General features: G+C 59.6%; 9 protein-coding genes. All 9 read right to left on the bottom strand.

What is annotated here, in order from left to right:
- Nucleotides 1-135 precede the first annotated feature (135 nt).
- Genes ccmI through ccmA form a run of 9 tightly spaced genes read right to left on the bottom strand, consistent with a single transcriptional unit; the run spans nucleotide 136 to nucleotide 7,119 of the window.
- Nucleotides 136-1,416, bottom strand: a complete 1,281-nt coding sequence (gene ccmI / locus Q7U39_01820) for a c-type cytochrome biogenesis protein CcmI (protein MDO9116668.1) — start codon at nucleotides 1,414-1,416, stop codon at nucleotides 136-138.
- Nucleotides 1,413-1,880, bottom strand: coding sequence for a cytochrome c-type biogenesis protein CcmH (locus Q7U39_01815; GenBank protein ID MDO9116667.1), 468 nt, complete (start codon nucleotides 1,878-1,880; stop codon nucleotides 1,413-1,415). Before Q7U39_01815 ends, ccmI begins: the two co-directional genes overlap by 4 nt.
- On the bottom strand, nucleotides 1,877-2,404 hold the full coding sequence (locus tag Q7U39_01810) for a DsbE family thiol:disulfide interchange protein (GenBank protein ID MDO9116666.1): 528 nt from the start codon (nucleotides 2,402-2,404) through the stop codon (nucleotides 1,877-1,879). Before Q7U39_01810 ends, Q7U39_01815 begins: the two co-directional genes overlap by 4 nt.
- Complete coding sequence (locus Q7U39_01805; protein MDO9116665.1) at nucleotides 2,401-4,392, bottom strand: heme lyase CcmF/NrfE family subunit; 1,992 nt, start codon at nucleotides 4,390-4,392, stop codon at nucleotides 2,401-2,403. The genes Q7U39_01810 and Q7U39_01805 overlap by 4 nt, the downstream gene beginning before the upstream one ends.
- 20 nt (nucleotides 4,393-4,412) lie before the next feature.
- Nucleotides 4,413-4,877, bottom strand: a complete 465-nt coding sequence (gene ccmE / locus Q7U39_01800) for a cytochrome c maturation protein CcmE (protein MDO9116664.1) — start codon at nucleotides 4,875-4,877, stop codon at nucleotides 4,413-4,415.
- On the bottom strand, nucleotides 4,877-5,047 hold the full coding sequence (ccmD, locus tag Q7U39_01795; GenBank protein MDO9116663.1) for a heme exporter protein CcmD: 171 nt from the start codon (nucleotides 5,045-5,047) through the stop codon (nucleotides 4,877-4,879). The genes ccmE and ccmD overlap by 1 nt, the downstream gene beginning before the upstream one ends.
- The gene (gene ccmC / locus Q7U39_01790) at nucleotides 5,044-5,808 is read right to left on the bottom strand and encodes a heme ABC transporter permease CcmC (GenBank protein ID MDO9116662.1); all 765 of its coding nucleotides are present in this window, start codon (nucleotides 5,806-5,808) and stop codon (nucleotides 5,044-5,046) included. The genes ccmD and ccmC overlap by 4 nt, the downstream gene beginning before the upstream one ends.
- Before the next feature lie 10 nt (nucleotides 5,809-5,818).
- A complete protein-coding gene (gene ccmB / locus Q7U39_01785) occupies nucleotides 5,819-6,502 on the bottom strand; it encodes a heme exporter protein CcmB (GenBank protein MDO9116661.1) in 684 nt (227 codons plus the stop codon).
- The gene (ccmA, locus tag Q7U39_01780) at nucleotides 6,499-7,119 is read right to left on the bottom strand and encodes a cytochrome c biogenesis heme-transporting ATPase CcmA (protein ID MDO9116660.1); all 621 of its coding nucleotides are present in this window, start codon (nucleotides 7,117-7,119) and stop codon (nucleotides 6,499-6,501) included. The genes ccmB and ccmA overlap by 4 nt, the downstream gene beginning before the upstream one ends.
- Nucleotides 7,120-7,322: the final 203 nt, after the last annotated feature.

The raw sequence follows: 7,322 nt of genomic DNA, 5'->3' as shown, positions 1-7,322 counted from the left end.
TGGTCTTCGCCCGCATCCACGCCTCCAACGTCTGTTTCTGTTCTCCCGTCATCGGCAACGAGTCGGTTGGTTTCCACATACCCCAGACGATACCAGAACCAACCAATATTGGAAAGATATTACTGAGACACTACACTAGGGGATTTCCTGATCGATGACAATGGCGATGCCGCTGGCTCCGGGTTTCATCGGCGCACTCATCCCCTGAAGATCGCCGCTCTTCGGCATGGCCTCGCCGGATTTCGACAGACGCGCCACGATGACGACCGTTCCCATGTCGGACAGTTTTCTCGACGGCATGGGGCTGGTCGAATCATCGAGTCGAAACGTGAACGGCAAATCTTTTCTCGTCGCGCGCACGATCGACACCGGCATCGGCGGGCCGTTCATATCTTTGGCGAATACAAAAAGCGTGTCGGTCGATGCCCCCTTGGCCGCAAGGCCTGGGGAGATCGTCACCTGTCCGCTGATAGCCAAGGACGGTCCAGCCGGCGCAGTCACTTTCGCCGGCGCTGATGGCGTGACAACCGTCGCTGCCTGGCGACCACCCGCGAGTTCTCTCGCTTCGGCAATTCCGGCCATGATTTCTTGGATTGCCTCTGGATCCGTCGCCGGAGGGAGATGGGCGCGCGCTTCTTCCCAGTATGAAGCGGCGCGACCAAACTCTTTGTGGTTGTAGGCAACCGTCCCGGCCAACATCAGAGCCTTGACGTTGCGGGGATCGGCCTTGAGGGCCTGCTGAATCAAGGCTTCCGGACGCCCCTCCAACTTCCGCCCGTTGAGTACTCCCAGAGCGTCGGCATAATCCGCCAATAATTGAGCATCGTTGGGAATCAGTTGTATCGCCTTTTCATACACCTGCACCGCTTCCGGATGACGCCCTAACTCGACATAGGCCCGGGCGAGCAACGCCCAGCCCACCCCGTCGCCGGGATTCTGTTCTAGCTTCGCCTTCAATCGCTCAGTCAACGCGTCCATCTCGCTTAACGAGAACGGTTCACGCCCCCTGTTCCCTGATTCGCCCGACGCTGAAGAGTCCGCAGGCGAGAGGGCCGATGGGCTGCCGAGTTTTTCGTAGAGAACCACGCTGACGATGGGAATCAATACCGCGAGGGCCACAGCCACCGTCTTGCTGTTCAATTGGGGCGAGGATCCGGCTGCCGGGAGCTCAGCGCTGCCGGTCTCATCGAGAACACGACGGTCCAATTCCCGCCGTGCAATCTGATATTGCTCATCGGTCAACACGCCGTTCTTGTGATCCAGCGCCAACTCAACAAACTGCTGTCGATACACGGACAGCCGCTTCTCCTGTTCGCCGGAAGCCGGCGTGCTTGTCCCCCGCAGCAAGGGCCACAGCACGAAGCCGAGAATCAGGATCGTCAAACCGGCGGCAATGAGCCAAAACGTCACAATCATGGGTGTTTGGCTCCATCGGATAACAATTGCTCCACTCGTGCGTGGTCGGCATCGGACACCACCGCCTCAGGAAGGGTCTTCTGCCTACGCCGAACGGCCAGGATCAACGCCGTCCCTCCGATGGCCAGCAGGAGAAATGGTCCGACCCACAGCAGCGTCGTCGTCACCCGTAACGGCGGCCTGTACAGAACAAAGTCGCCGTAACGTTCCACGAGGAAATCAATGATCTGCTGATCGCTCATGTTCTTTGCGATCATCTCGCGCACTTCCCGGCGCAGATCCTCAGCCAACGGGGCATTGGAATCCGCCAACGTTTGGTTCTGGCAGACCAGGCAACGCAACTCGACCGCGAGCGCCTTGAGCCGGGCCTCAGCTTGCGGGTTCTCGGCCAGCGGGCGCGCTTCTTGAGCGGCCACCAGACCGGGGATTGCCAGCGCCAGAATCAACGTCCAAACTCGCATCATTGCTGCTGCAGCTCCCGCACAAGAGGAAGAATCTTCTTTTCCAAAACGTCCTGATCCACCGGCCCGATCTGTTTATACCGAATCGTTCCGGCCTTATCGATCACGTAGGTCTCCGGAACGCCGTACACGCCATAGTTGATGCCCACCCGGCCCGCTTCGTCCACGGCGACCAACTGGTACGGATTACCCCAACGCCGCAACCAGGTGAGCGCTTCCTCCCGAGTGTCCTTATAATCCGCCCCGTAGATCGGGACTTCGCCCGATTTTGCTAGTTGCATCAGGATCGGATGTTCATCCTTGCATCCATTGCACCAGGAGGCCCAAAAGTTTAGCAACCAGACCTTCCCGGCCAGATCTTTCGGGGAAAACATCTTGTCGGATTCATGCAGCTGAGGCAGTGAAAAATCAGGGGCCGGTTTTCCCACCAGCGGCGACGGGACTTCGCGCGGGTTCAAGGTCAAGCCAACCGCGAGAAATCCCACCATCACCACAAAGATTGCCAGCGGGAGCAAGAACCGCTTCATACAATCGGCGCTCCGACCGGTTGAGAGACAGCGGGCGCTGCCTCTTGTTCACGGCGCCAGGCAAGGCGATAGCGGCGATCAGTGATCGCCAAGACTCCGCCGAACGCCATGATCAAGCAGCCGCCCCAGATCCAGTCGATAAACGGTTTGTGGTAGAGCCGCACGCTCCAGGCCCCGCCTTCCAGCGGCTCCCCCAAGGATACGTAGAGATCGCGAAAAACCCCGGAGTCGATCGCCGCCTCCGTCATGGTCTGGCTCTGCACTATATACCGGCGTTTCTCCGGATACATGGTCGTCACTTCACGGCCATCCTTTGTCACGCGAAACGTGCCGCGTGCCGCAATATAGTTCGGCCCCACATGATCCTTCGCGCCGTCGAACTGAAACGTATAGCCGCCGATCGTGGCAGTCTCGCCCACATTCATCCGCAGATCTTGCTCGACCTCAAACCCCTTCACCATCGTCACCCCGACGATGAAAACGGCAATCCCGCAATGCGCCAGGATCATGCCCCAATAGGAACGCGGAACCGACGCGAGACGACTCGTAAGACTGGCTCCCTCAAGATGGGTCAGTCTCTCACGCACATTCACGACGGCCGTTGTCACAATCCACAGCGCCAACAACAAACCGAGGCTAAGCAGTGGCGTCCATTTCCCCAGTATAAACGGCAGCAGCAGTGCGGTAACGACGCTGGTGCCGAACGCCCAGCGCAGCCGCAGCGCCAGAGCCGGCAGACTCGCTTTCTTCCATTGGGCCAGTGGACCGACCCCCATCAGAAAAATGGCGGGGGTCATGAGAGGAACAAAGACCGTATCGAAATATGGAGGGCCCACCGAAATTTTTCCGAGGCCCAACGCGTCCAGAAACAACGGATACAACGTCCCCAGCAACACCGAGCCCATGGCGACGACCAAGAGAACATTATTCGCCAGCAGCATCGCTTCGCGCGAGACCAGATCGAACCCGCCCCCCAGGCCCACACGCGGCGCACGCCACGCATAGAGCAACAACGATCCGCCGATGACGACCGCGAGAAAGACAAGAATAAACAGCCCGCGCTTCGGATCAGTCGCGAAGGCATGAACCGAGGTCAAGACCCCGGAACGTACGAGGAATGTACCGAGCAAACTGAGCGAGAAGGCCAGGATCGCGAGTAGTACGGTCCAGACTTTGAACCCACCCCGCTTGTCAGTTACGGCAAGCGAGTGCATCAGTGCGGTTCCGGCCAGCCAGGGCATGAAGGACGCATTTTCAACCGGATCCCAGAACCACCACCCGCCCCAACCCAACTCGTAATAGGCCCATCCGCTGCCTAACGCGATGCCGACCGTCAGAAAGCACCAGGCAACCGTGGTCCAGGGGCGAGACCACCGGGCCCAGGCTGCATCCAGATTGCCGCCTAGCAACGCGGCGATGGCAAAAGCGAACGCGACCGAAAATCCCACATACCCCATATAGAGCATCGGCGGATGCATGACCATACCGGGATCCTGGAGCAAAGGATTCAGATCGCGGCCATCAGGCGCGACCGGGATCAATCGCTCGAAGGGGTTCGAGACCGTCAACATGAACAAGAGAAACCCCAGGCTCACCAAGCCCATCACGCCGAGAATCCTCGCCCGCATCGCTTCCGGGAGATGTTTTGAGAAGAGCGTGACCGCCATCATCCAGAGCGTCAGGATGAAGGTCCACAAGAGGAGCGAGCCTTCATGGGCTCCCCAAATGGCGGCCAGACGATATTGGAGCGGCAACTTTGAATTCGCGTTCGCCGCCACGTAGAGCACCGAAAAATCTTTGTCGGCGAATGCATAGCCCAGGCAACAGAAGGCGATCAGCACTAACAGAAACTGCCCACGCGCCGCAGGTTTCGCGACCGCCATGAATGAAGAATTGCCGGATGCGGCGCCGAAAATCGGCACGGTGCCCTGCACAGCCGCGACACAGAGGGCGAGGATCAACGCAAAGTGGCCGATTTCTGGGATCATGCAGGTGTATCCTCTATCGCTTACGGAGTGACTACGAGCGTGTTGCTGCTCTGCTTCCCCGTCGCTTTGGCCTTGGCCATCGCTTCAGCGGCTTCCGGCGGCATATAGTTCTCGTCGTGCTTCGCCAGCACCTCACTGGCCACGAAGGTTCCCTCCGACGAGAGCCTCCCCTGCGCGACCGCACCCTTCCCCTCCTTAAACAGATCCGGGAGGATGCCTTTATAGGTGACCGGGACCCGTTTCACCGTATCGCTCATGACGAAATGGACGGTCAAACCGTCGTTCTCACGCGTGAGCGTCCCGGCCTCGACCATTCCGCCGATGCGAAAGCTTTGCCCTTTCGGCACTTCCCCATTGGCGACCTGCGTGGGCGTAAAAAAGAACACGAGGTTGCTATTGAACGCATTCAGCACCAACGCTGCGGCGATCCCCAACGCCACGAGTCCGAGACCGATGAGGCTAAACCGTTTCTGTCGCGCGGTCATCAGTGGGTCACTCCTTCTTCAGAAGACTCGATAGGTAAGGCCCTCGCCTGACGCCGACGCACCATCAACACTTCCCAGACCATGCACAAGGCGGTCGTGCCAAATGACATCCACACATAGAAACCATAGCCACCCATGGCCAGGAACTCTGAAAGACTTCCCCACGTCATGCACGGACCTCCTTCGCACCCTGCCCGAACGCGCTCTGGCTCGCCCGGGCCTGACGGTTCCGCTCAAGGATCACACAACGCAGCCTCGCCAGAATCACGGCAATACTGTATAGCCAGAACCCGATCGACATGAGCAACATGGCCGTCAACATCGTCGCGGCCATCTTCGGCGCCGCCGTCATGCTGACGGACGCGCCTTGATGCAGCGTATTCCACCAGCGCACGGAAAAGTAGATGATCGGCACATTGACGACGCCGACCAACGCAAACAGGGCGCTTGCCCGGTCCGCCCGCCGAAGATCATCGATGGAGGCATGCAGCAGCATCACCCCCAGATACAGAAATAGGAGAATCAACTCCGAGGTGAGCCGCGCATCCCAGACCCACCAGGCGCCCCAGGTCGGCTTGCCCCACAGAGCACCGGTGAGAAGCGCCACAAAGGTAAACATCGCGCCGGTCGGAGCGATCGCTTGCGCCATCATAAACGATGGACGCGCCTTTAGTCCCAAGCCGAGACCGGCCCAGAGCGCCATCACCACATAGAGAAACATGGACATCCAGGCCGCCGGCACATGCACGAAGATAATGCGATAGGCGTCCCCCTGTTGAAAGTCGGTCGGAGCCACAAAGAACCCGAGGTAGAGCCCTACCGCCATAAATAAGATCGCCGCGCTCGCGCACCAGGGAATGAGTGTCCCGGCAAGCGGATACAGCGCCTGCGGCGAGGAATATTTCGACCATGTGATGCGGGATTCGCTCATACGTTCCTGCTTACTCTACCGCAATGCGCACCGCGGCCGCCGCGGCCCAGGGAGCCAGCGGAATCGCCGCCATCAAACAAGCCCCGAGCAGCGAGAGATTGGCCTCGGCCCCGATTCCAGACAGGGTGCCGCTCACCGCGCCCGCACCGAAAATTAAGACCGGAATGAACAACGGCAACACGAGCAACGCCACCAACATCCCGCTGCCACGGACACCCAGCGTCAGCGCGGCACCGATGGAACCAATCAGACTCAATGTCGGCGTACCGAGAAGAAGGGACAGTGCGAGCACGGCCAGCGCCTCTCCCTCCAAACCGAACTGCACACCGAGCAACAGCGACAGCAAGACAACCGGCAACCCTGAAACAAGCCAATGGGCAAAGACCTTGGCCAACACCAGCACCGCAAGCGGATGCGGAATCAACACCATCTGTTCTAACACGCCGTCCTGATGGTCCGCAGTAAAGACTCGTCCGAGAGAGAGCAAACAGGAGAGCAAGGCCGCCACCCACAACACACCCGGAGCAATCATCCGCAACACCGCGGGCTCCGGACTGACGCCAAGTGGAAACAGACTCGCCACGATGACGAAGAAAAACACCGTCGTCATCACATCGGCCTGCCGCCGAAACGCCAACAGCAGGTCCCGCCTGACTATCGCCTGAACCACCGCGCCCAGCCCAGCCTGGTTCATCCGGGCAGCCTCAGCGAACGGAGCGACTCTTCACGAACCCCGACGGCTTGGTGCGTCGCCACCACTGCCATCCCGCCGGCCTCCAGATGGCGCGACAGCTGCTCGGTCAGCAACGCGGTTCCTACATCGTCCAAGGCGGCAAACGGTTCATCCAAAATCCACAGAGGCCGTTTGGACAACCACAGTCGAGCCAGCGCCACCCGGCGTTTCTGCCCTTGGGAGAGCACCCGCGTCGGTAATGACTGTGTCTGCCGGCCCAACCCCACCGCCTGCAAGGCCCCACGGGCGGATGGCACCGACCGGTCGTCCCCGAATAATTCAGCGGAGATCTGCAGATTTTCAATCGGCGTCAAATCGTCCTTGATGCCATTGAGATGGCCGAGATACGTCAGCTGCCGCCTGTAGTCGTCATTCAATTCGTCAATATCGGCGCCGTTCCATCGGATTATCCCTCGCTCTCTCGGGAGTAGGCCGGACAGCGTGCGAAGCAGGCTCGATTTCCCGCTGCCGTTCTCCCCCACAATCGCGATGAGGAGTCCCGGTGTCACCGCGATCGTGAGGCCGGAAAACAGTTCACGCTCCCCGCGCGCGCAGGCCAGATCAATCGTTTCCAGCATGGTCAGTGTGGTCCAATGGAACGAAACAATCCCGGCAAGGCGCGGACAGCACTCCTGCCATCAACCTGCAGATATTGCCTGTGCCAGAGAGCGCTTGCAAGAAGCAAAGCGAGCTCAAGGTCAATGGTTAAGGGGGGGGTCCGAGCAGACCATCCAATGCTCTGCCTATCAATGTTCTGCCTACAGACCTGTCCACAGTCCCC

The sequence above is a fragment of the Nitrospira sp. genome (genome assembly GCA_030653545.1).
Classification (GTDB): domain Bacteria; phylum Nitrospirota; class Nitrospiria; order Nitrospirales; family Nitrospiraceae; genus Nitrospira_D.
Note: the sequence above shows the minus strand (reverse complement) of the source record. Positions and strands in the feature narration are given on the sequence as shown.

What these genes read in the sequence shown, in the direction of transcription:
- ccmI (MDO9116668.1), bottom strand. Translation starts at nt 1,416, where the DNA reads ATGATTGTGACGTTTTGGCTCATTGCCGCCGGTTTGACGATCCTGATT.
- Q7U39_01815 (MDO9116667.1), bottom strand. Translation starts at nt 1,880, where the DNA reads ATGATGCGAGTTTGGACGTTGATTCTGGCGCTGGCAATCCCCGGTCTG.
- Q7U39_01810 (MDO9116666.1), bottom strand. Translation starts at nt 2,404, where the DNA reads ATGAAGCGGTTCTTGCTCCCGCTGGCAATCTTTGTGGTGATGGTGGGA.
- Q7U39_01805 (MDO9116665.1), bottom strand. Translation starts at nt 4,392, where the DNA reads ATGATCCCAGAAATCGGCCACTTTGCGTTGATCCTCGCCCTCTGTGTC.
- ccmE (MDO9116664.1), bottom strand. Translation starts at nt 4,877, where the DNA reads ATGACCGCGCGACAGAAACGGTTTAGCCTCATCGGTCTCGGACTCGTG.
- ccmD (MDO9116663.1), bottom strand. Translation starts at nt 5,047, where the DNA reads ATGACGTGGGGAAGTCTTTCAGAGTTCCTGGCCATGGGTGGCTATGGT.
- ccmC (MDO9116662.1), bottom strand. Translation starts at nt 5,808, where the DNA reads ATGAGCGAATCCCGCATCACATGGTCGAAATATTCCTCGCCGCAGGCG.
- ccmB (MDO9116661.1), bottom strand. Translation starts at nt 6,502, where the DNA reads ATGAACCAGGCTGGGCTGGGCGCGGTGGTTCAGGCGATAGTCAGGCGG.
- ccmA (MDO9116660.1), bottom strand. Translation starts at nt 7,119, where the DNA reads ATGCTGGAAACGATTGATCTGGCCTGCGCGCGCGGGGAGCGTGAACTG.